The sequence below is a fragment of the Bacillus sp. KICET-3 genome, assembly GCF_033261025.1.
Classification (GTDB): domain Bacteria; phylum Bacillota; class Bacilli; order Bacillales; family Bacillaceae; genus Bacillus; species Bacillus sonorensis.
The window spans coordinates 1,512,501-1,532,326 of record NZ_CP137345.1 but is presented as its reverse complement, the minus strand read 5'-3'; the positions used below and the strand labels follow the sequence as shown (position 1 = coordinate 1,532,326).

The 19,826-nt window shown below is 44.8% G+C and carries 21 protein-coding genes and 2 riboswitches; of the genes, 11 read left to right on the top strand and 10 right to left on the bottom strand.

What is annotated here, in order from left to right; translation table 11 throughout:
• Positions 1 to 72: 72 nt before the first annotated feature.
• Together R5H20_RS07720 and R5H20_RS07715 are read left to right on the top strand one after the other, a co-directional pair.
• Positions 73 to 792, top strand: coding sequence for a DUF1836 domain-containing protein (locus R5H20_RS07720; RefSeq protein ID WP_006638470.1), 720 nt, complete (start codon positions 73 to 75; stop codon positions 790 to 792).
• A 127-nt stretch (positions 793 to 919) separates the two neighbouring features.
• Positions 920 to 1,117: an alpha/beta-type small acid-soluble spore protein gene (locus tag R5H20_RS07715; RefSeq protein WP_006638471.1), complete on the top strand. Its 198-nt coding sequence runs from the start codon at positions 920 to 922 to the stop codon at positions 1,115 to 1,117.
• 12 nt (positions 1,118 to 1,129) lie between these two features.
• Here the strand turns inward: R5H20_RS07715 and R5H20_RS07710 are convergent, their stop codons facing one another.
• The 4 genes from R5H20_RS07710 to R5H20_RS07695 all read right to left on the bottom strand — a co-directional run bounded on the left by R5H20_RS07710 (position 1,130) and on the right by R5H20_RS07695 (position 4,942).
• Entirely contained in the window at positions 1,130 to 2,218 is a 1,089-nt protein-coding gene (locus R5H20_RS07710) for an anti-sigma factor domain-containing protein (protein ID WP_006638472.1), read from the bottom strand.
• Complete coding sequence (gene sigI, locus R5H20_RS07705) at positions 2,215 to 2,970, bottom strand: RNA polymerase sigma factor SigI (RefSeq protein WP_006638473.1); 756 nt, start codon at positions 2,968 to 2,970, stop codon at positions 2,215 to 2,217. Before sigI ends, R5H20_RS07710 begins: the two co-directional genes overlap by 4 nt.
• Before the next feature lie 301 nt (positions 2,971 to 3,271).
• A complete protein-coding gene (locus tag R5H20_RS07700; RefSeq protein ID WP_006638474.1) occupies positions 3,272 to 4,039 on the bottom strand; it encodes a TerC family protein in 768 nt (255 codons plus the stop codon).
• Positions 4,040 to 4,318: 279 nt separating this feature from the next.
• Positions 4,319 to 4,942 carry a DedA family protein gene (locus R5H20_RS07695; RefSeq protein ID WP_006638475.1) on the bottom strand — a complete coding sequence of 208 codons (624 nt, stop codon included), beginning with the start codon at positions 4,940 to 4,942 and terminating at the stop codon, positions 4,319 to 4,321.
• Between the two features lie 260 nt (positions 4,943 to 5,202).
• On the opposite strand from R5H20_RS07695, the gene R5H20_RS07690 reads away from it, so the two are divergent.
• The 4 genes from R5H20_RS07690 to R5H20_RS07675 all read left to right on the top strand — a co-directional run bounded on the left by R5H20_RS07690 (position 5,203) and on the right by R5H20_RS07675 (position 10,431).
• Positions 5,203 to 6,843: a diguanylate cyclase domain-containing protein gene (locus R5H20_RS07690; protein ID WP_224254487.1), complete on the top strand. Its 1,641-nt coding sequence runs from the start codon at positions 5,203 to 5,205 to the stop codon at positions 6,841 to 6,843.
• On the top strand, positions 6,795 to 7,604 hold the full coding sequence (locus tag R5H20_RS07685; protein WP_081605383.1) for an EAL domain-containing protein: 810 nt from the start codon (positions 6,795 to 6,797) through the stop codon (positions 7,602 to 7,604). Before R5H20_RS07690 ends, R5H20_RS07685 begins: the two co-directional genes overlap by 49 nt.
• Positions 7,605 to 7,707: 103 nt before the next feature.
• Positions 7,708 to 8,580, top strand: a complete 873-nt coding sequence (locus R5H20_RS07680) for a non-homologous end joining protein Ku (protein WP_006638478.1) — start codon at positions 7,708 to 7,710, stop codon at positions 8,578 to 8,580.
• Positions 8,581 to 8,583: 3 nt separating this feature from the next.
• The gene (locus R5H20_RS07675; RefSeq protein ID WP_006638479.1) at positions 8,584 to 10,431 is read left to right on the top strand and encodes a DNA ligase D; all 1,848 of its coding nucleotides are present in this window, start codon (positions 8,584 to 8,586) and stop codon (positions 10,429 to 10,431) included.
• Between the two features lie 3 nt (positions 10,432 to 10,434).
• Here R5H20_RS07675 and R5H20_RS07670 read toward each other — a convergent pair whose 3' ends face one another.
• The 3 genes from R5H20_RS07670 to R5H20_RS07660 all read right to left on the bottom strand — a co-directional run bounded on the left by R5H20_RS07670 (position 10,435) and on the right by R5H20_RS07660 (position 11,509).
• Positions 10,435 to 10,896: a MarR family winged helix-turn-helix transcriptional regulator gene (locus R5H20_RS07670; protein ID WP_006638480.1), complete on the bottom strand. Its 462-nt coding sequence runs from the start codon at positions 10,894 to 10,896 to the stop codon at positions 10,435 to 10,437.
• A 173-nt stretch (positions 10,897 to 11,069) separates the two neighbouring features.
• Positions 11,070 to 11,249 (bottom strand): Fur-regulated basic protein FbpA, encoded by a 180-nt coding sequence (gene fbpA, locus R5H20_RS07665; protein ID WP_006638481.1) that lies wholly within the window; start codon positions 11,247 to 11,249, stop codon positions 11,070 to 11,072.
• Positions 11,250 to 11,353: 104 nt separating this feature from the next.
• Positions 11,354 to 11,509, bottom strand: a complete 156-nt coding sequence (locus R5H20_RS07660; RefSeq protein ID WP_006638482.1) for a hypothetical protein — start codon at positions 11,507 to 11,509, stop codon at positions 11,354 to 11,356.
• Positions 11,510 to 11,703: 194 nt separating this feature from the next.
• On the opposite strand from R5H20_RS07660, the gene R5H20_RS07655 reads away from it, so the two are divergent.
• Positions 11,704 to 12,036: a MerR family transcriptional regulator gene (locus R5H20_RS07655; RefSeq protein WP_006638483.1), complete on the top strand. Its 333-nt coding sequence runs from the start codon at positions 11,704 to 11,706 to the stop codon at positions 12,034 to 12,036.
• A 43-nt stretch (positions 12,037 to 12,079) separates the two neighbouring features.
• Here the strand turns inward: R5H20_RS07655 and R5H20_RS07650 are convergent, their stop codons facing one another.
• From R5H20_RS07650 to R5H20_RS07640, 3 genes are all read right to left on the bottom strand, one after another.
• On the bottom strand, positions 12,080 to 12,472 hold the full coding sequence (locus R5H20_RS07650) for a hypothetical protein (protein WP_006638484.1): 393 nt from the start codon (positions 12,470 to 12,472) through the stop codon (positions 12,080 to 12,082).
• Between the two features lie 87 nt (positions 12,473 to 12,559).
• The gene (gene mgtE / locus R5H20_RS07645; protein ID WP_006638485.1) at positions 12,560 to 13,915 is read right to left on the bottom strand and encodes a magnesium transporter; all 1,356 of its coding nucleotides are present in this window, start codon (positions 13,913 to 13,915) and stop codon (positions 12,560 to 12,562) included.
• A gap of 261 nt (positions 13,916 to 14,176) precedes the next feature.
• A riboswitch (M-box (ykoK) riboswitch) is annotated at positions 14,177 to 14,341 on the bottom strand.
• A 143-nt stretch (positions 14,342 to 14,484) separates the two neighbouring features.
• On the bottom strand, positions 14,485 to 14,640 hold the full coding sequence (locus R5H20_RS07640; RefSeq protein ID WP_006638487.1) for a transcriptional regulator SplA domain-containing protein: 156 nt from the start codon (positions 14,638 to 14,640) through the stop codon (positions 14,485 to 14,487).
• Positions 14,641 to 14,930: 290 nt separating this feature from the next.
• Between R5H20_RS07640 and R5H20_RS07635 the strand changes: the two genes are divergently transcribed.
• The 4 genes from R5H20_RS07635 to R5H20_RS07620 all read left to right on the top strand — a co-directional run bounded on the left by R5H20_RS07635 (position 14,931) and on the right by R5H20_RS07620 (position 19,783).
• Positions 14,931 to 15,884 (top strand): S8 family peptidase, encoded by a 954-nt coding sequence (locus tag R5H20_RS07635; protein WP_006638488.1) that lies wholly within the window; start codon positions 14,931 to 14,933, stop codon positions 15,882 to 15,884.
• Positions 15,885 to 16,015: 131 nt separating this feature from the next.
• Positions 16,016 to 16,207: riboswitch (cobalamin riboswitch) on the top strand.
• A 148-nt stretch (positions 16,208 to 16,355) separates the two neighbouring features.
• Positions 16,356 to 18,644 carry a 5-methyltetrahydropteroyltriglutamate--homocysteine S-methyltransferase gene (gene metE / locus R5H20_RS07630; RefSeq protein ID WP_006638489.1) on the top strand — a complete coding sequence of 763 codons (2,289 nt, stop codon included), beginning with the start codon at positions 16,356 to 16,358 and terminating at the stop codon, positions 18,642 to 18,644.
• A gap of 206 nt (positions 18,645 to 18,850) precedes the next feature.
• A complete protein-coding gene (locus R5H20_RS07625; RefSeq protein ID WP_006638490.1) occupies positions 18,851 to 19,162 on the top strand; it encodes a hypothetical protein in 312 nt (103 codons plus the stop codon).
• Positions 19,163 to 19,783, top strand: a complete 621-nt coding sequence (locus R5H20_RS07620; RefSeq protein ID WP_006638491.1) for a WXG100 family type VII secretion target — start codon at positions 19,163 to 19,165, stop codon at positions 19,781 to 19,783.
• The last annotated feature ends 43 nt before the right edge of the window (positions 19,784 to 19,826 follow it).

The window sequence follows — 19,826 nt, the reverse complement described above, 5'->3', positions numbered from 1 at the left end:
AATGCAAGTGATAAGACGTAAGATAATGTTTATGTTTGCTATTTCATTTTTAATGACATATCGAGGTGGAATATGGAACCTTTTAAACTGACTCGCCTGGAAATGGCCAAACTGATGTATTCGCTCAAAGGACAACTGGATCTAAGTCCGCTTACTATTCTATTGCGGTCAGCCGACCTGACAATCGAAGAAGCGGAAGACCATTTGAAGATCCCCGAGTTCATCATCCGCTACGAACGCAAAAAACAAAAAACTGAACACGGGCTATCCACAAACGAAATTGTCGAGCTCGGTAATCTGTGTGAATTAACCTCTTTAAAATCAACCGCCATCCAAAACTGGATTAAACGTGATATTAAAGACTTGATGGGCCATCCGGAACTGGGCAAGAAGTATTCGATTGACCAGGCCGTCATCCTTCTTATTGTACGGGATTTAAAATCAGTTTATGACTTTGAAACGATCCGGCCCATTTTAAAAACGATTTTCAACACGATTACTGATCGATCTGACGACGTCGTCAGTCCGCTCCGCTTTTACGAAGGCTGTGCTCGTGTTCTTGATCATGTCCATCAGATAAAGGATTATACACGGAAAGAATCTGCATTGGAAACGATCGTCTTTCAGGAAACGGATCACCTGCGGGATTTTTATCATGATCTGCCTGATCCGGAATGGAAGAAAATTAGAGATATCACCGCGGTCACGGTACTGTCTGTCATCGCCTCCCATATTCAGGCGACGGCTCAGGCGATGATCGATAGCGTGCTGACAAAACACGACATGAAATGATTTTTTGACGCGCCTGGCTTGATACAGCCGGGCGCTTTTCATATGGACTTCAACAATTGCCAGCATAAAAAGCCCCTGTCCATTTCAAACTAAACAAGCCAGCACACTTAAAAAAGGAGTTGAAAACATGGCAAGAACAAACAAATTGGTTGTCCCTGGGGCAGAGCAAGTACTAGACCAATTCAAATACGAAATTGCTCAAGAATTCGGCGTACAGCTCGGATCAGATTCAGTCGCTCGCTCAAATGGATCTGTTGGCGGGGAAATGACAAAACGTCTTGTACAGCAGGCACAAGCTCAGCTCAATGGAAATACTGACAAATAAATACCTCTTGAATTATTCGCCGGGACTGCTCGGCGGATATTCTTGATTTAAATGTTCAGAGGGTCTCTTCTCCTTTTGAATCGGAGGTTTGGTTTGATGAGGGCTCTCTGAACCAGAACCTTTTTTAGCATTTCCTTCCTCCGGCTGCTGCTCGTTATTGTCATTATTATATTTTTCTTGAGGGTTTTGATTGTTTGGGGTATTTGTCTCCTCTTCTTTCTTTATATCCTGATCAGATTCATTCTGATCATGGCTTGAAGATTTTTGGTCGTCCGGCTGATCTTCGGTTTCGGAATCTTCATCATTTGCCTCATGTTCAGTCTGGTCTTCTTCTTTAACAGCTTTGTCTTTTTCATTTTTTTCAGCATCATCTTGGTTTTGATCTTGTGTTGCATCCTGTCCATCTTCAGCGTTTGGATCTTGCGCTTCTTTTTCATGGGACCGGATATAGCGGCCTGTGGAAATCCCTTCCTTTTGAGCTTTTGCGCGTGTATCAAGGTCTGATTCTACGGACTCCATCTTATAATCCCGTTCTTGATATTTTTTTGCGACATCATCAATTTCGCTTTTAATCGTTGCTTTATATGTATCATCTTCATTATTTTCATATACTGTGGCAATCAATATTTCCTTGGATTTTTTGACATATCCTAATTTATCGCTATCTTCAACGATTTCACTGACAACTTCTTTGAAGTCTGAATTTTTCCAATTTTCTATCCTTCCCACTAAGTCTTTTCCATCCTTATTCAGCGGGACCAAGTCCACGACTTCACAGTTTTTGTTAAGCGTCAATTCAAAGCTGGGATTAATGTCAATCGTCATGTATGCATATGCTTTGTTGTTCAAAACATCAGGAATGATCATAAAAGCGAACAACATGATCGCCGCGATGGAGAAAACGCCGGCTTTTAACGGCCGAAGTGAAAGCAGATCAAAAAAACCAGCGCGCCTCCTTGCCATTCTGGTCTCCGCGGGGAATGTAATCTCCTGACCGATTTCATAGTCTTCCTCTGTTTTCTTTGCTTTTAAAAATTGTCCGTCAGGGGTTAGCAATGTGACGAATTTTTTATTTTTTTCTACAATAATCCCTCTTCTCATGAGTTGAGCACCCCTTTTAGATAATCTTTAAGGTAAACATAATCGCCGGTTATAATAATGACCATGGCGATGATATATTTTCGGTTTCTTTCAACTGTTTTTCTGCTTACAGCCACCAGCTTCTCCAGCTGTTTAACGGGCAGCTGCCTTTTTTGAAACAGCATCGCCAGCAAATCCTCATGCTCGACAAGCGTCAGTGCCACTTTAATGGCGTTTTGCCTGGCATCCGTATGTTTAGGGGAGTTCTCCAGCAAATCTGAAAACGACAAACCGAAGCTTTTCAGCCTGGCTTTAAAATGCAGAATTTCCTCCCGTCTTTGTTCCTGTTCGAGCTGGCGGTTAAATTCGTTTATTGAAAGTTCCGCTTCAATCACACTTTGAGATGATTCCTGCTCTTCTCCTTCTTGTAAATCCATGTTCACATTTTGGGCGTTTCTTGCTTCTTTTCTTATATAATCTATCACTTTTCGTTTAATAATCAGTTCTGCGAATGCAAGCAGGGAATTTCCCTTTTCAGAAGAATATTTTTCAATGGCTTCATTAAAAGCGATCAAGCCAATGCTGAATTCATCGTCTTTTTCATCTATATATCGTTTGCACACAGATGAAACCGTTTTAGCCACAAAAGGCTTATATTGCTCAATAAGCTCGTTTTGCAACTGCTGATTTCCTTTTTGTATGCTGATCACAGACTCTTCCAATGTCGGTTTCTTTTTTCCCGTCTTAAACAAAAGGCTAAGCACTGGTTTCACCTCAGTTCCTCCCTATACTACTCATTTATGATAGCTAATTTGATAGGGATTCGCAAAGGAGAAAAGGTGGAATTCATTTCTATTTTTTCAAATATGACAATCAATTGCTTTATCTTATAGATCAATTCGTTATTTACTTGTTGATTAGGGGGGTTTTCCGCTGTTTTTGTAACATCCTTGTTAATAAAATGAAATGTTATTTCGTTTAAAAGCGACAACATTTACGCGGAAAAGGCCGAACTTTGGGTTTTTTTGTCCGCAACAAAAAAGCCGCCGGAACATGCCGGCGGCCTCAAATATGCTACTCCTGAACAGCTTTTGTTTCTTGTTTTTTCGGATTTGTCAAGAACCATCCTCCGAGAGCGATCGCAAGAAGTACAGCCCAGAAGATGAATTTCCATGTTCCAGAATGGATAAAATGCTCGGATACGATATGGATTTGCGGATGTGCAAGCGTGTAAAGCGCCAGTTTGACACCGACCCAGCCGACGATCAGAAATGCAGCCGTTTCCAGGCTCGGACGCTTCTTCAGCACATTTACAAACGCACTTGCGGCAAAACGCATGATAACAAGTCCTATGATACCTCCCGCCAGGATGACGATAAACTGGCCGCCGTCAAGCCCTCCGATTTGCGGAAGGTTTGTTGCGGGCAGCGTAACAGCCAGCGCCACCGCGGCTAAAATAGAGTCTACGGCAAAGGCGATATCCGCCAGTTCGACCTTAATAACAGTCGGCCAAAAACCGCTTTTTTTCGTTTCCTTCACTTTTTCGCCTTTTTTCAGAACATGGGTTTTCAAAATATGATGGATGGAAATATAAAGCAGATAGAGAGCTCCGATCGCTTGGACCTGCCAAACATTCACAAGAAATGAGATGGCGAACAATGCGCCGAATCTCATCGCAAATGCGCCGGCCAGCCCGTAGAAGAGCGCTTTTTTCCTTTCTTTTTCAGGCAAGTGTTTAACCATGACCGCCATGACGAGTGCGTTGTCAGCAGCCAAAATCCCCTCCAGCCCGACTAAAATGAGAAGAACCCAACCATATTCAAGTAACAATGCTGCATCCATTTCAAAAATCCCTCCTAAGTGATTGTTTCTTTCTCTTATTCCCGCTAATGCGGCAGGGTATTTTCAGCAAACAAAAAAGACCTCTGCCAACATTAGGCAAAGGTCTTGCTAGACATGGTTATCATTGATTAAAACATGCCAACAAAGCCGATGGATGGACATCCATGAACTGACGACTTTGTTTCCGGTTCATTCATTCAGACCGGACGCTACTCCCCTTTGGGAAAAAAGAAAAAATATTGAATTATAAGATAATACTAACCTCAGATGAATGAGCTGTCAATCCCTATTTTTATTTAAAAAAGAAGAAACTCTTTGCGATTTTACTTTGTTCCTCCTGTTTTTCAAAAAAAGATACAGGACAAACAGAATGACAATAGCGATTCCGAGCGGAAGAAGGTACCCGTCAAGGAGGCTGCCGACGGTTTTCCAGTTTTCACCGAGGTAAAAGCCTAAATAGACATAAACAAACGTAATCGGTGTAATTGCAATAAATGTATATATGCAAAAAGCCCATACATTCATTTTGGCCAGCCCGCAAGGAATCGAAATAAGCGTCCTGACCCCTGGAATAAACCGGCCGCTGAATGCGACAAAGCCGCCGTGCTTCTCAAAAAAGCGGTCTGACTTCTCAAGCGCTTCAGGTTTGATGAAAAAATATTTACCATACCGTTCTAAAAACGGTCGCCCGCCGTATCTGCCGAGCCAGTAAAGAGTCAGCGGCCCGACAACACCGCCAAGCGAACCTGCCAGAACGACGCCCCAAAGGGACATGTCCCCTTGATAGACCCAGTATCCCGCAAGCGGAAGGACGATTTCAGCCGGCACAAACTCGATGCAAAGCGCCAAAAAAATGCCGAAATACGAAAGACTTTTAAATGCTTCTGCCATTGATAAAATCATTTCTTCGATATCGATCACAACCTTTAACGATTGGTATTTTTAAGTTCAAAAGAACGCACAAAATGATTTTAACACATTCCGGGGGATTTGAAGAGAAAAAACATAACTCCACAGGACAGCAGGAGATCATGGTTCATTGGCGAATATCATGAAATGTAGTATAATTCACAAATCATACCGCTACAAACAAAACGGCAGTCGCCTTTATCAGCAAATATAGATTTACATGTTACACCATTAGTAAAAAGGCGGAGAGAAAAGTGACAGAAGTATTTGGTGAATATCATGCGGGGCTGATTGTTTTGTCTTATATAACTGCCGTTTTGGCAGCTTATACCGCCCTTGATTTATCAGAACGCGTCGTACATACAAAAGGATGGAAAAACAAAGGCTGGCTCCTGGCGGGATCCCTTACGATGGGACTTGGCATCTGGTCCATGCATTTTATCGGCATGATGTCATTTCAAACTGAAGCTGACATGACATACGATCCGCGGCTGGTCATTTTGTCGATTTTTGTCGCTTTTATTGGTTCACTTCTTTCATTTTACGTGGCGAATGGAAAGAACCTGCCGAAATTGAGGCTTTGGGCCGCTTCTTTTGCAATGGGAAGCGCCATTGCATCAATGCACTTTATCGGGAAGGAGTCGATGGACCATATAAAGATCGTCTATAATCCCACTCTTTATGCGGCATCTTTCGCAATTGCCATTACGGCCTCTTTTGCAGCCTTGAAACTTTCATTTGTATTCGCCAAAAAAACAGGTTCCTTCCGGATGCTTTTCATTAAAATCGGAAGCGCGCTCTTCATGGGCGGCGCTATTTCAGGGATGCACTATACGGGAATGGCGGCAGCCTCCCTACATATGACTGAAGGACACCGCACCGATTATACGGGGATAGATGCCGTCCAGCTGGGCATCGGGGTTGTCATGATCACCCTGTTCCTCCAGGCTCTTTTGATTTTCGGCGCAATTACCGACAAGCGCCTCCTGTTCCAGGCAGAAAAAGTCAAAGATAATGAGGAACGGTTTCAGTCCTTGATTAACCATAATATTGATCCCATCTACGTTTTCTCGCTTGAAGGACGCATGCTGTCCGCCAATTCGGCCGGATACATGTTCCTGAAAATGATGGGCGTTGAATATGGCCTGTTTTCAGGTCTTTTTCGGCGGGAAGACCATGAAAAGCTTCTCGGCTGGTTTCATCAGGTGAAACATGAGCTGCAGGCGCTTAACCGCGACACGCAAATCACGCTTTTTGATAACCGGTTCGACTTGAATTTGACGATGATCCCAGTGTGTGTCAAAGGCCGGCTGGACAGTATATATGTCATCTGCAAGGATATGACGAAGCAGCGGGAAGCCGAACGGAAAATCCACAGAATGGCCCATTACGATGCTTTAACTGATCTGCCGAACAGACGGTACGCGGTCAGCCATTTGAAACATGTGCTTCATCAACAACAGAAAGCGACAGCCGTTTTATTTTTGGATTTGAACCGCTTTAAAGCTTTTAATGACGATCTTGGCCACAATATCGGCGACCTGCTGCTGATAGAGGCGGCAAAACGATTGGCGGAATGCGTACCTGAACAAGGATTTATTGCCCGGCTGGGCGGTGATGAATTTATTATCATCATCCCGGCGGACCCGGACAGACAGAACATTGACAGGCTGTCAGAACGGTTGATCCAGCAGTTTGAGTCGGCCTTTTATATTAAAAAACACAGGCTGAACACATCTGTCAGCATCGGTATCGCAATTTCTCCGACTGACGGGACTGACGGCGAAGAGCTGATAAAAAAAGCGGATATAGCCATGTACGCCGCAAAAAAACAAAATCAAAGCAAATATCAATATTTCTCACCTTCCATTGGAATGCAGTACGATCCGTCTTAAAAAAAGAGGCCGAACTTCAGAAGGCGCAGACCGGCAGGCGGTTTATCCTCCGCTATGCGCCGCAATTCAGCTCATCATCCAAAAAAATGACGGGCGTTGAAGCGCTGGTCTGCCTAAAAGCGTCAGATGGGATGATTCACGGATTTTCCGAGGCCGCCGCTCTGATCGCAGACTTGGAAGAATGGATGATAGATGAAGTCTGCCGGCAGGCTAAAAAATGGCATGATAACGGAATTCCGCTGACCATTTCCGTTAACTTGTCTTCCCGGCACTTCGATTCTGAGCCGTTCATGTCGGCCTTTGAAAACAGCATAAAAAAGCTCCGGCTTCCATCCGGACTTCTCGAAGCGGAAGTTGCAGAGGCCGTCCTTATGAAGGCTTCGCCATACACAAAAAGAAGGCTTACATTATTACAAAAGCTTGGCGTCCCTATCTGCCTTGATCATTTTGGAAGCGGCGGCGGCTCATTGCACACCCTTTTTGATCTCCCCATCAGCAAAATTAAAATCGATAAATCCATCATTAAAGGGGTTCATTCAGGCTCAAAGTCTGAACAGATAGCCGGGGCGATTATTTCCTTCGCCCGTCATCTTTCGCTTGATATCGCCGCAGAGGGAGTTGAAACCGCGGAGCAGGCAGAGTTTTTAACAGCAAACGGCTGTGATGTTTTTCAGCGGAACGACAGCCGTCTCCTGTCCGCCGAGGAAGCGGAAAAGCTTATATATGACCAAAGCATGCATGCCAGCAGCATTCAGATGTAATTCTGACTGCTGCTTTTTTTGTCGATGCTCCTTACATCCATAAGTTACTATTCATGAAACAATCTGCACCGAGGAATCACTAAGGAAAAAAGGAGTTGGACAAATGCATACGATGTGGAAAGGCTCCATCAGCTTTGGTCTTGTCAACATTCCGATTAAACTGTTCGCAGCGACTGAAGATAAAGACATTAAATTGCGATCACTCCATAAAGAATGCCGCTCCCCCATCCAATATGAAAAAAAATGCACAAATTGCCATGAGGAGGTGGCTCCGGAGGATATCGTCAAAGGATACGAATATGTCAAAGGCAAATATGTCGTCCTAACAGATGAGGAGCTCAAGCAGCTGAAAGAAGAGCAGGAAGAGAAATCGGTTGAAATCGTTGACTTTGTCCAATTAAAGGAAATTGATCCGATCTATTTTAACCGTTCATATTTCGTCGGACCGGGAGACAATGGAACAAAGGCATACACCCTGCTGCGGGAAGCGCTGAGGCAGACGGAAAAAATCGGAATCGCCCACATCACCATCCGCTCAAAAAAGCAGCTTGCCATTCTTCGCGTATATGAAAATTGCATTTTAATGGAATCCATCCACTACCCTGATGAAGTGCGGAATGCCGCCCATGTCCCCGGTGTGCCTGAAGGAACGGAGGTCAATCAAAAAGAGCTGCAAACAGCCATTTCGCTTATCGATGAACTCACGACTTCTTTTGCGCCTGAACAATATGAAGATACTTACAGAATTGCTGTCATGGATAAAATAAAAGAAAAAATCGATCAAAATGAAGGTGTTGCGCCAAGTCCAACAGCCGGTCCGCGTGAAGATGTCATCGATCTCGTGAGCGCCCTTCAGGCAAGCATCGAGCGGACAAAAGCCCCGAAAAAACAAGAAGCCGAAAAAGCCATCAAACCGAAAGGAGCGGAGGATAAAAAACGGAAAACCTCGCGTAAAAAAGCCTCCGAAGCAAAGTAAAACATGGCCATCACAATGCAGCCCGTTCTCACGTCCGAGCCCCCCTTAGGCGAACATTGGCGGTACGAAGCCAAGTACGACGGCTATCGGGCCCTTCTGAGCGTCTCCAAGACCGGGGTCTCATTGATCAGCAGAAACAGCCAGCCTTTAGATAAGCTGTTTCCCGAGATTGTGATGGATGCCAAAACCAAGCTGACGACCCTCGAAGACCTTCTCCCCTTTACGGTCGACGGCGAAATCGTATCCTTGACAAACCGCTTTCGTTCAAGCTTTGAGTATGTACAAAAAAGAGGCATGATGAAAAGGAACGATCTCATCGGGAAAGCGGCCGAAACAAAACCGTGCCAATATCTCGCCTTTGATTTGCTGACATACAAAGGGGAAGCGGTGGCTTCATTACCTTATACAGAACGGAAACAGAAGCTTTTTGACTTGCTGAAACGACTCGGACTGCCCATGGCTCCCGAGCCCCGCTCAACTGAACGGATTCAGTATATCCCGGAGACTCAGGATTTTCATTCACTTTGGGACGCGGTCAAAAGGTTTGATGGCGAAGGAATTGTCGCGAAGAAAAAAGACAGCCGCTGGCTGGAAAATAAAAAAACGGCGGAGTGGCTTAAGCTTAAAAACTATAAAAAAGCCGCCGTCTTTATGACGGGATACAATAAGGCAAACGGCTATATGACGATTTCCGTTTCCGACCGCGGACAAATCAGGGAAATGGGATCTGTTTCCCACGGGCTCGGAGAGCAGGAACGAAACGCCATTCTCGCCATCGTAAAAGAACATGGAAGAGAAACAAAGGCCGGAGAATATGCGATTGACCCTTCGATTTGTTTGACGGTGCATTATTTGACGATACATTTTGGCACACTGCGAGAAGTATCGTTTGTTTCATTTGAATTTGATATGTCATGGGAAGAATGCACATATACACGGCTTTTGCTTCACTCAAGACATGTTCATCCATCCTTGCAGCTGACAAGCCTTGACAAAGTGATTTTTCCGGAAAGTGAAAAATCGAAAGCCGACTATATCAGCTATCTTGCAGAGATCGGCGACTTTCTGCTCCCTTTTTTAGAAAACCGGGCCCTTACCGTCATCCGCTATCCCCACGGAGCCGGCGGGGAATCTTTTTTCCAAAAAAATAAGCCTGACTACGCCCCGGAGTTTGTGACATCCATCAAGGATGACGAACACGAGCACATCGTCTGCCACGATTACTCCGTTTTGTTCTGGCTTGCCAATCAGCTTGCACTGGAATTTCATATCCCTTTTCAAACGGCCGATACGGAAGATCCGACCGAAATCGTATTTGACCTTGATCCTCCATCACAATCGGAATTTCCGCTCGCCGTTCGCGCGGCGGAAGAGCTCCGCCGTTTATTCGACCAGCTCGGCCTCATTTCGTTTCCGAAGCTGTCGGGTAATAAAGGGATACAGATCTATATACCGATTTCAAAAAACGCATTTACTTATGAAGACACCCGCACCTTTACTAGCTTTGCCGCCACTTATTGCGTCTCGCTTTTTCCCGATCTGTTTACAACAGAACGGCTGATTAAAAACAGGAGCGGAAAGCTTTACATTGACTATGTCCAGCATGCGCCTGGAAAGACGATCATCTGCCCGTACTCTGCAAGAGGAAACGGGATCGGCACGGTTGCTGCTCCGCTTTTTTGGGAGGAGGTCGGTCAAAACCTGTCTCCCGCTGATTTTACAATGGAGGCTGTCATCAAACGGACAAAAGAATTGGGATGCCCTTTCGAAGGTTTTTTCAGACAGCCCCAGGATCAACAGATCAAAGCGATTCTCAATCACTTAAAAGACACGCAACGGGCGGGAAGCTGATGATTAACGGAACAAAAGATGCTGGCTGTGGATGCCGGCTTTTTTTAAAAGAGCCATCAGCTGTTCCTGCTCCTCTTTTGTCAGACCTGAAAAAGCCCGCGCGATTCTTAAAGAGTGAATCGGATAAATCTCATCAAGATAAGATTTGCCCTTTTCCGTCAAGCTCGCGTAAACAGACCGTTTATCCTTTGGATCCTGCTCTCGTTTGATGAAACCGTTTTTTTCTAATTTGTCGATCACATACGTCACGTTACCGCTTACAAGGAGCAGCCTTGAGCCGATTTGCTGCAGCTTTTGGGCTCCCCTTGTATACAAAAGCTCCAATACAGCAAATTCCGTAGGGTTAAAGCCATGTTCCTTACTGTCCCGTATACTATGTTCTGAAACGCTTTTAAAAGCCCTGGCGAAAACCTTGTACAGTGACATAGCACGGTGAACTTCTTCCTCATTAAACGAAAGTCTCATATCATCTACCTCTTATACAATTTTCTTAAAACGAATACAGAAAAATGTAAACCCTTACAAAGCAAGAAAAAAAAGGGCGATATTTTTCCTATATTCGATATGTATATATTTTCGTTATTCGAAAGAAAACTCCTTCTTATTTTTTGAACAGATTAAAAAGAAGCCCCTTTTTTTCAAAATATCTTATTTTGAGAAGGGGCTTTGTTTTTGCGGAAAAAATAAAAATATTCGTTTCTGAGCTCTGTGATCGTCATCCTCTGCAAATTGTCCCGATTATATACTCCGATTGACATCAGTTTTTCAGAATAATGCTTTCTTTCTTTTTCCAATGCGTTTTTCAACAGTTTGCTCATGGGGTCTCCTTTCATTTTCGTGGTATTGTATAAGGCAAGAATACCTCTTGTTTGTTAATGGTTTATGAAGATCATGTTAAAGTTGTCCGCCTCCTTTTTTCAAATCAAGAGGATTTTTGGTACAGGCCGTTCTGCACCGCCCTGAGAAGCGGAAATGCATCTTTTCCGGCGAGCTTCATTAATGTCTCGAACAGCTCATCCCTTTTGTTGTCCAATGCAACGATTTCTTTAGCGAGTAAGATGGCTTGATGTTCTTTCACGAATATATTCCCCCCCTAATCAGCACTATAGCTAAAGCATACAGGGGTGATATTCCCGCTGCATCCTTTCTGTAAACTTTTCTTCCGTGGTTTTTTAAAAATTTCTTAATCTATGTTAGATTTTCTGACAAATGTCAGTTTTTTTATCGCATTTTCTTATATAATACAAAAAAAGTCATCTTAGGGGTGGGAAAATGACAGTCGAAGATCTTTCTTATAAGGATAAAAAAGTGATTTCCATTGGAATCGTCAGCGAGCTGACGGGTTTATCGGTAAGGCAAATCCGCTACTATGAAGAAAGGAAATTGATCTACCCGCAACGTTCATCAAGGGGAACGAGAAAGTATTCTTTCACGGATGTGGAGCGGCTGATGGATATCGCGAACAAACGCGAGGACGGCGTTCAGACAGCGGAAATCCTCAAGGATATGCGCAAAAAAGAGCAAAGCCTAAAAAACGACCAGCAGCTCCGAAAAAAAATGCTCGAAGGGCAGCTTAACGCCCATTTTAAATACAGAAACCGGTAAAAAAACGAATCGTTCACCATCGAACGATTCGCCCCGCTGTCAGTCACGGCTTGTCCGCTATTTGTCCGATATAATCAATCATGACACCCTTGTCTGGATCATTGCGGATTCTAAACGCGATTTTTCCGGGCTCTCCGCTGCCCTCTATCTTATATGAAGCGTGAAACACATGGATGCTTGCTTCAGCGATTCGAAAATCATCCATCTTAAGCCCGGAAATCCCCCATTTCTTTTTTGCTTTAAGCACCTGCTCAGGCGAAGGAGTCGCCCCTTCCACGTAAAGCTGTTTCATTTTAGGCAGATCATCTTCTATAATGGCCTCAAGCATATCTTCCGCGGCGGCAAGCCGACGGTCTTTCCCTTCATCATCACTGTCCTGACAGCCGGCAATGACGCCGAAAACCAGGCACAATATCACCGCAGCTATTCTTGGCATATCCCAAACCCCCTTCTCTCGCTAAAATATATAAAATGACGGGGGCGCCTGGCAAGCAAAAAACCCTCCATAAATGGAGGGCTCTGTTTATAATGCATGAATAAAAGCAGTTGCAATACCAAAATAAATTAAAAGAGATAAAATGTCATTCAGCGTTGTAATCAGCGGCCCTGAAGCGATCGCAGGGTCGACATTGCATTTGTGGAGAATAATCGGGACGATCGTTCCGGCCATCGTTCCGATAATAAGCGTGGCAAAAAGCGAAGTTCCCACCACAAATCCGAGCAGCAAATTTCCCTGCCAGACAATCGCGATTCCCGTAATGACGACGGCGCACACGACACCGATGATGATCCCGGCTCTCAATTCGCGAAAAATCAAGCGAAAAATCGTTTTTTTGTTGAGTTCTTCTTTAGAAAGACCTCTGATGACAACGGCCAATGACTGCGTCCCCGTATTTCCGGTCATCCCGGCAATCATCGGCATGAAAAAGGCCAATGCGACAACCCGCTGAAGCGTATCCTCAAAATAACTCATGATGCTGCCGGAAATCAAGCCGATAAACAAAAGCAGAATCAGCCAAGGGAGCCGGCGGTAAGCGGCCACATACGATTTCGTATCAAACGTGATCGCTTTACCCGATGCGGCGAATTTTTCATAGTCTTCATTCGCCTCCTGGATGACGATATCGATAATATCATCGACCGTCACGATCCCGACGAGCTCCTGGTTCTTTTCAACAACCGGAATCGCAAGGAAATCGTAGCGTTCAATGAGCCTTGCAACCTCTTCCTGATCTTGAAGGGCTTCAGCCGAGATCACCCTTGTAAACATTAAATCCTGAACCTTTTCATCAGGTTCGGCTAAAATCAGATCTCTGTATGATAAAACACCGACAAGCTGTTTGGCTTCATTGATGACATACAAATAGTTGATGGATTCGGCGATTTCCGCAAAGCTTTTCAGCTTGATCACGGCTTCTTTCACCGTATAATGCTGCGGAATCCACACATAGCGGTTTGTCATGATCCTTCCCGCTGTTTCCGGCGGGTAGTTCATCAGCACCCTGACCGCTTCTGATTCCTCCGCTTCCATGCTTGAAAGTAGCTGATCCTTTAAGGCGGGCTCCATTTCTTCAAGAAGGGCGGCGAGATCGTCATTGTCCATTTTGTTCATGACATGGGCCGCTTTTTCTTTCCCGACTTTATTCAGTACGGTAAGCTGTTCTTCTTTTTCAAGCTCGCCCATGAGATCGGTAATGTCTTCAACTGTTAAAAAAGACAAATACCGGCCGCGGTGCTTTTCAGGCATTTCTTTAAATAAGATAGCCATATCATAAGGCTGCAATTCTTCTAAAACGGTTTGAAACTCTTTTCGTTTCCCGTCTCTAAGCAAAATAATAATTCGTAAAATCAGTTCATCATATGTCATGTTTTGTACCATGGCAATCTGTACCTCCTTTTTTAGGAGACCCTTACATCACCATAGCAGAAGGTGCGGGGGATAAGGATCTCCTCGTGATGAATCAGTGTTTTGTGCTTAATAAATGTTTTCGTATGCTGATACCGCCTCGAATGGGGAGAATCCATACTCACACCTCCTGGTTTTCGTGTTTTGGAAATACGGCTCATTACTTTTTTCAAAAAATAAAAAAACACCTATTTCAAAAAATGAAGGTGTTAAAAGCCATACAGAATAAAACCCTAACGCCTTCAATCGTAGAGCTTTAGCACTGTATGGCATAGGCATCATGCCAGCTGCGTTAAAAATCACCTTATGTCGATGATTCTTGTTGACCCATTGGCGTCTTTGGACATTTTTGGGCAGCAGCGTATCTCCATACAGGAGCCTCACCTAACGAAGAGCTGTATTTACCGGACACAATGAGATTACAGAAAAAAAGGGTGACTGTCAATAACAAAAACGGTTTTATCCCTTTTCTAAATGCGTTTGTTCTCTTTTTCGCCAAAAATAAACCTGCTCTTTCGCCAAGTGCACCATCTAAGCCCCATTTATTCTTCATTTTCATCTGAAATATTTTCTTGTGATAGGAAATGGTAGTTTTCGTGAAGCAGCAGCGCATATTCTCCGTCAAACTTCGGATGGGGAACATATTCCGCCTGATTGACGGACAGCTCGTCCTTATCGCGGAATTCTTTTTCTTTCATATATACATCATCTCCTTTTTCACATAGAATGCCCCTTTTGCCGGCGCAATATGAAACGCGTCATGTCATCTAGTTATTCTCTCTCCTGTTAGATCGAGCACTTAGGTCTTATGGCTTACAATCTCAACATTATCCCTGATGATTCGACTTTTCTCCTCTATTATCTATATTTTTAGATTTTTCATAAAATTCATACAAATGAACCTTTTTTTAACAAAATAAATGTTTTACAATAGTATCACGCACCTTGTAACCCATCTAAAGCAGCACAAAACAGGGAGGGCTTTTATATGCAAATGCGATTAATTCCTTATGTGACGGACGAAAAGATTATGGACGTTAATGAACTGCCGGAAGGAATCGATGCGATTAAGGCGCCGGAGCTGTGGTCACAAGGTTTTAAAGGAAAAGATGTCACCGTCGCGATTCTTGATACAGGCTGTGATGTCAACCATCCCGATTTAGCGGACAGAATCATCGGAGGCAAAAACTTCACAGATGATGACAATGGAAAAGAAGATCAATTCAATGATTATAATGGACATGGCACCCATGTAGCGGGAACGATTGCCGCCAATGATCAAAACGGCGGGGTTTCCGGCGTTGCACCCGAGGCAAACCTTTTAATCGTCAAGGTTCTCGGCGGCGAAGACGGAAGCGGCCAATACGAATGGATCATCAACGGCATGAATTACGCAGTGGAACAAAAAGCCGATATCATTTCGATGTCGCTCGGCGGCCCTGCCGATGTTCCGGAATTAAAAGAAGCGGTAGAAAATGCCGTCAAAAGCGGTGTTCTCGTTGTCTGCGCCGCCGGAAACGAAGGCGACGGAAACGACCGTACAGAGGAATACTCATATCCCGCCGCCTATAATGAAGTGATCGCAGTCGGATCTGTATCACTGACGCGGGAATCGTCGGAATTTTCGAACGCCAATAAAGAAATTGATTTGGTTGCACCAGGCGAAGAAATCCTGTCAACATTGCCGGACAGGCAATACGGGAAGCTGAGCGGAACATCGATGGCCACTCCGCACGTGAGCGGCGCGCTCGCCCTGATCAAATCCTTCGAAGAAGACGCATTTAAACGGAAGTTGACTGAGCCTGAGCTATATGCCCAATTAATCCGCAGAACCCTTCCTCTTGATTACTCAAAAGCGCTGATCGGAAACGGCTTTTTATATTTAACCGCGCCTGAGGTATTAGCCGAAAAGGCCGGCGAAAAGAAACTTCTTTCCCTTTAAACAGCAGGGGCTGCCGACAATGCCGGCAGCCTTTTTTATTCCCCGAAAACTTTTATGGAATCTTTTTAATTATAAGAATACAAAAATTATTTTGACTAAAAGGTCATGACGGTATATAATCTACTAAACAATTTCATCGCCGGGAGCATGGTAATCTAGCGCAATGCTAGATTTTAAAAGGGAAGATTGGTGAAAATCCAACGCGGTCCCGCCACTGTAAATGAGGAGGTTATTTCAGATTAAACCCACTGTTTCGATACGGGAAGGGTGAAATAACCGTTGATTCACAAGCCAGGAGACCTGCCTGTTCTGACGCACCATTTACCTACGGTCGATAGGAGGTGTTCGAGTTGACGTAACAAAAGCTACGTTTATTTCTCGTTCGCAAATATGCTGTTTTCAGGCATTCACCTTCAGGCTACCCGGAAAGTGAGTGTCTTTTTTTATTGAAAATTAAAAGGAGGAGATCGAATGACAACTGTGAAAACAAGCAGCTTGGGATTTCCAAGAATCGGCTTGAACAGGGAATGGAAAAAATCGCTTGAGGCTTATTGGAAAGGAAAGACGGACCGAGAGACATTCCTGAACGAAATGGACGAACAATTTATTGCGGCGCTCAAAACACAGCTTGATCAGCAAATCGATATCATACCGGTTTCCGACTTTACATTTTATGACCATGTTCTTGACACGGCGGTGATGTTCAACTGGATCCCCGAAAGGTTCAAGCATGTAAACGATCCTTTAGATACTTATTTTGCAATGGCGAGAGGCACAAAGGAAGCGGTATCGTGCGAAATGACAAAATGGTTCAACACAAACTACCACTACATCGTTCCTGAATATGAAAAAGACGCACAATTCCGTCTCACCAAAAATCAGCCGCTCGAAGACTACCGCCGGGCAAAAGAAGCATTGGGGATCGAAACAAAGCCCGTCATTCTCGGCCTTTACACCTTTGTGACGCTGGCAAAGGGCTATGAAAAACAGGATATTCAAGATATTTATCAAGGCATGATCCCTCTTTACATCCAGGTTCTGAAAGAGCTTGAACAAGAAGGCGTGAAGTGGGTGCAAATTGACGAACCAGCACTTGTCACGGCTTCTCCTGATGAAGTGGCTGCAGCAAAAGAAATCTATCAGACGATCAGAGCCGAAGTCGCCGGGCCGAATGTCCTTCTGCAAACTTATTTTGATTCAGTTGATGGATACAAGGAGCTGATCTCCTTTCCGGTCGAAGGAATCGGGCTTGATTTCGTCCATGACAAAGGAAAGAATCTCGAACAGCTGAAAGCGCATGGCTTCCCTCAAGATAAAGTGCTTGCCGCAGGAATTCTGGACGGACGAAACATCTGGAAAGCCAATCTTGAAGAACGCCTCGACTGGATAACGGAGCTGATCGGCGGTCTCGGGGCAACAGAAGTGTGGATCCAGCCTTCGAACAGCCTGCTTCATGTTCCTGTCGCCAAACACCCTGATGAACAGCTTGCCGATGATTTGCTGAACGGATTATCTTTCGCAAAGGAAAAGCTGTTGGAGCTCAATCTGCTGAAACAGGGCTTAGTTTCCGGAAAAGCGGCCGTCCGTGCTGAAATTAATGAAGCCGCTGGACATCTGCAGGCACTCAAGCAATTCGGAACCGCCGCGGACACGGCTTTCGCCGAAGAAAGAAACAGCCTGACCCGGGACGACTTTTCACGTCCGACGCCATTTGAAGAACGTCTCCGCATCCAAAATGAATCCCTCGGTCTGCCGGTTCTGCCGACTACGACGATCGGAAGCTTCCCGCAAACCGCTGAAGTGCGCAGCGCACGGCAAAAATGGCGGAAAAAAGAATGGTCAGATGAGCAATACGAGTCATTTATCAAAGCCGAGACAAAAAAATGGATCGATATTCAGGAAGAGATCGGTCTTGACGTACTTGTCCACGGAGAATTCGAACGGACGGACATGGTCGAATATTTCGGCGAAAAACTGGGCGGATTCGCTTTTACCAAATACGCCTGGGTACAGTCATACGGCTCCCGCTGCGTCAGGCCGCCGGTAATCTACGGGGATGTCGAATTTAAAGAGCCGATGACGGTAAAAGAAACGGTTTACGCCCAATCTCTGACCTCCAAACAAGTAAAAGGAATGCTGACCGGGCCTGTCACGATTTTAAACTGGTCGTTCGCCCGCAATGATCTTCCGAGAAAAGAAATCGCTTTTCAAATCGCACATGCCCTTAGAAAAGAGGTAGAGGCGCTTGAAAAAGCCGGTATTCAAATCATACAAGTTGACGAACCGGCTTTAAGGGAAGGCCTTCCGCTGAAGGAACGCGACTGGGATGAGTATCTCTCATGGGCCGCCGAAGCTTTCAGACTGTCCACTTCATCTGTGAAGGATACGACGCAAATCCATACACATATGTGCTACAGCAATTTTGAAGATATCGTCGACACGATTGAAGACCTTGACGCAGATGTGATTACGATCGAACACAGCAGAAGCCACGGCGGATTCCTCGATTACCTTGAGAAGCACCCTTATTTAAAAGGGCTTGGCCTTGGGGTTTACGACATTCACAGCCCGCGCGTCCCTCCTGCCGAAGAAATGCTTTCGATTATCCGGGATGCGCTTAAGGTCTGTCCTGCCGACCGTTTTTGGGTCAATCCCGACTGCGGCTTGAAAACCAGACAGCCTGAAGAAACGATCGCCGCTTTGAAAAATATGGTTGAAGCCGCAAAACAAGCAAGAGATCAGCTGGCCCAAACCGTTTAAGTTACGAAAAAATTCAAAAAGAACCATCCGAAACAACGGGTGGTTCTTTCTGTTGGGCGCCGCTCATTATAGTTCTAAAGAATTATTCAACGAGCTCTAATTGATGATGCCTCATTATGACTTTTGATTCATTCGTACGATTTCTTTCCAGATTCTTTTCTTTTAACATATTCGTAGTAGATGATGGAAGGGAAGGAAAATATGTAGTGATTGACGATGGAAAAGCCCCAGAAAAAGGATTAAAACGAAAAAATTATGATGACGACATTCACTCTCTCAAGCTTTATGTCAAAGAATTGAATTCAGTCATAACAGAGCTGAGGCATGAAAGTTCATGCATTTTAAAAGCTCATCAAATGTATATCAACGGATGGCGGGGACAGGCACGGGAAATGTATGATGCCCTTTTGGACGATCTTGACCGCGTGGAATTCCGCGTGTATAACAGGCTGAGGACCATTAAACAGCGCGTTGCCGAGGAGATTGAAAGGCTTGAGCTGGAAGCCAGGGAGCTTTAAATGAGTATTCGTCTGAATGTAAATGATCTACACGCACTCGCCCGCCAATTTCGGTATTCACACGAGCAAATCAGCGATTTGATGCGTCTTTTGAATCGTCATTTGCAAGTGTTGCTTTCAAGTGTGACGACAGCAAAAACAAGCGATATTGATCAAGCTCAAACCGAAATGGAACACGAACTCAAAGGATACTTGCATACACTCGATGATCTGGAGCATTTGCTTTCACACACTGAAGTACAAATGATGAAAACAGATCAAATGCTGGCGGAGATGCTCTATCAATGCGGCGGATACTTAGCCGACTATCCGCCCATTATGAGCTTTTTGGCCTCAAAATGCCCGACCGTCGGATTCACGCTGACGGCATCGCTATTATCTGAACCGCTCGCATTGCTGAAACAATTGCGAGAAAACGGCCTGTCAGGCCTGTTCTTGAAAGGCCGCGTCCTCTATTTTCAGCTAGATGAGCAAGGCAGGAACCAGCTTTGGGCTGTACGCAGACTGTTAAGCAGCAGCATCACGGACAATATGTGCCTTCTCGCATACAACCAAACTGTAGGAGGCTCTCTTTCACGTACAGTCTTGGCTTTTAAACGAAAGCAGCCGCTTCTGATGTGAAACGGTTCCCAATAACTCGCCGCCATGGCGGACATCTTCAGCG

What these genes read in the sequence shown, in the direction of transcription:
- R5H20_RS07720 (WP_006638470.1), top strand. Translation starts at nt 73, where the DNA reads ATGGAACCTTTTAAACTGACTCGCCTGGAAATGGCCAAACTGATGTAT.
- R5H20_RS07715 (WP_006638471.1), top strand. Translation starts at nt 920, where the DNA reads ATGGCAAGAACAAACAAATTGGTTGTCCCTGGGGCAGAGCAAGTACTA.
- R5H20_RS07710 (WP_006638472.1), bottom strand. Translation starts at nt 2,218, where the DNA reads ATGAGAAGAGGGATTATTGTAGAAAAAAATAAAAAATTCGTCACATTG.
- R5H20_RS07700 (WP_006638474.1), bottom strand. Translation starts at nt 4,039, where the DNA reads ATGGATGCAGCATTGTTACTTGAATATGGTTGGGTTCTTCTCATTTTA.
- R5H20_RS07695 (WP_006638475.1), bottom strand. Translation starts at nt 4,942, where the DNA reads ATGATTTTATCAATGGCAGAAGCATTTAAAAGTCTTTCGTATTTCGGC.
- R5H20_RS07680 (WP_006638478.1), top strand. Translation starts at nt 7,708, where the DNA reads ATGCATACGATGTGGAAAGGCTCCATCAGCTTTGGTCTTGTCAACATT.
- R5H20_RS07675 (WP_006638479.1), top strand. Translation starts at nt 8,584, where the DNA reads ATGGCCATCACAATGCAGCCCGTTCTCACGTCCGAGCCCCCCTTAGGC.
- R5H20_RS07670 (WP_006638480.1), bottom strand. Translation starts at nt 10,896, where the DNA reads ATGAGACTTTCGTTTAATGAGGAAGAAGTTCACCGTGCTATGTCACTG.
- fbpA (WP_006638481.1), bottom strand. Translation starts at nt 11,249, where the DNA reads ATGAGCAAACTGTTGAAAAACGCATTGGAAAAAGAAAGAAAGCATTAT.
- R5H20_RS07655 (WP_006638483.1), top strand. Translation starts at nt 11,704, where the DNA reads ATGACAGTCGAAGATCTTTCTTATAAGGATAAAAAAGTGATTTCCATT.
- R5H20_RS07650 (WP_006638484.1), bottom strand. Translation starts at nt 12,472, where the DNA reads ATGCCAAGAATAGCTGCGGTGATATTGTGCCTGGTTTTCGGCGTCATT.
- mgtE (WP_006638485.1), bottom strand. Translation starts at nt 13,915, where the DNA reads ATGGTACAAAACATGACATATGATGAACTGATTTTACGAATTATTATT.
- R5H20_RS07640 (WP_006638487.1), bottom strand. Translation starts at nt 14,640, where the DNA reads ATGAAAGAAAAAGAATTCCGCGATAAGGACGAGCTGTCCGTCAATCAG.
- R5H20_RS07635 (WP_006638488.1), top strand. Translation starts at nt 14,931, where the DNA reads ATGCAAATGCGATTAATTCCTTATGTGACGGACGAAAAGATTATGGAC.
- metE (WP_006638489.1), top strand. Translation starts at nt 16,356, where the DNA reads ATGACAACTGTGAAAACAAGCAGCTTGGGATTTCCAAGAATCGGCTTG.
- R5H20_RS07620 (WP_006638491.1), top strand. Translation starts at nt 19,163, where the DNA reads ATGAGTATTCGTCTGAATGTAAATGATCTACACGCACTCGCCCGCCAA.